The sequence below is a fragment of the Mesorhizobium sp. M7A.F.Ca.ET.027.02.1.1 genome (assembly GCF_004022985.1).
Lineage (GTDB): Bacteria > Pseudomonadota > Alphaproteobacteria > Rhizobiales > Rhizobiaceae > Mesorhizobium.
Genome location: NZ_RZOL01000764.1, coordinates 1 through 1261, shown reverse-complemented (window position 1 = coordinate 1261; position 1261 = coordinate 1). Strand labels below are relative to the sequence as shown.

The following is a 1261-nucleotide window of genomic DNA, read 5'->3' as shown; positions in this document are numbered from 1 at the left end:
GCCTTGTAACACGTCGCTGAACTTCAATGGCACCGGCTTCATCAATCGTGCAAGCTTTCGCAATTCCAAGGGCTTGACCTGACGAAATGCTCCTGGGCGATGAACCTCGCCAAGCGGCGCAGCCAGCAGAAAGCCATCGTTGCGCTCGCCCGCCGGCTGGCGGTGATCATGCATTGCATCTGGAGCGACGGCACACAGTTCCGCCAAACCAGGACGCAAATCATGCCGGTCGCTCAATCGCGTGCAGCGTTGCAACAGATCCTTCAAAGAACTTCACAGACTCTTAGCAAATCCAGACCGCTGGGAGTGGTAAGCAACAACATAATTGGTTCGAGCCTGTGGCATCTGCGGAGACGCCAAATGACAAAATCAGCAGGACGGGCATTCAGTCTTTCCATTTGGGGTGACCAATGACGACACTGGTCAGTCGCCTACGGACGGCAGCGCATTTTGATCGCCTTCGAATCCTGGGCCTTTGCGCGCATGCGGACCTAACTGTCTGCGAGCTAGCGGAGATTCTGGGTCTGCGTCGCGAGCGGGTTTTGCGACACGTCCGGCTGCTCGCCAGAGCCGACTTTCTTTGCTGCAACGAACATCGTCCGTGGCGCTCGTACCATCTAAAAGCAGGAGGCAAGGACGGCGGGCTGGTTCAGTTGTTGGTCGATCTTCTGCCCCACGGCGATAGCCATCATGAACGGGACCTACAACGGCTCGAAGCGATACGAGAGGTGCGGTCGAAGGGACTGCCTGCCTGATCGTGAAATAGATTAATCCAATTGGAGCGCGAAGCCTACCATGGACAACACCGCCGACGGCGCCATCGCGCAGCCCGACACTTACGGGCGGTCTCCCTTGGCCGCGGTCGATTGCCGCGTTCACGAACTGCTTCTAAGACAGGAACGGCAGGAGCGGACGACGCTCAAACTCATCGCCTCTGAGAACTTTGCCTCCTCGGCTGTGCTGGAAGCGACCGGCTCGATTTTCACGAACAAGTACGCCGAGGGGTACCCAGGTGCGCGCTACTACGCGGGAAACGAGATCGTCGATGAGCTTGAGACCCTCGCCATTGAGCGCTTGAACACGTTATTTGGCAGCGAACACGCCAACGTCCAGCCTTATTCCGGCTCGCCGGCCAATCAGGCTGTCTATCGAGCGCTTTTAAGCTCCGGTGACAAAGTCATGGGCTTGCCCATTCCGGAAGGCGGCCATCTGACTCACGGTTGGGCTGTCAACTTTTCCGGGACTGATTATCAACGTGTCC

Annotated in this window: 1 protein-coding gene and 2 pseudogenes; all 3 read left to right on the top strand. The window is 57.7% G+C overall.

Going from position 1 to position 1261, the window contains the following annotated elements:
• Positions 1-90 precede the first annotated feature (90 nt).
• Positions 91-234 (top strand): annotated as a pseudogene (locus EN749_RS39280) (IS110 family transposase); the annotation flags it as partial.
• A 176-nt stretch (positions 235-410) separates the two neighbouring features.
• A complete protein-coding gene (locus EN749_RS39500) occupies positions 411-755 on the top strand; it encodes a winged helix-turn-helix domain-containing protein (protein ID WP_128364971.1) in 345 nt (114 codons plus the stop codon).
• 40 nt (positions 756-795) lie between these two features.
• A pseudogene (gene glyA / locus EN749_RS35960) lies at positions 796-1261 on the top strand (serine hydroxymethyltransferase); the annotation flags it as partial.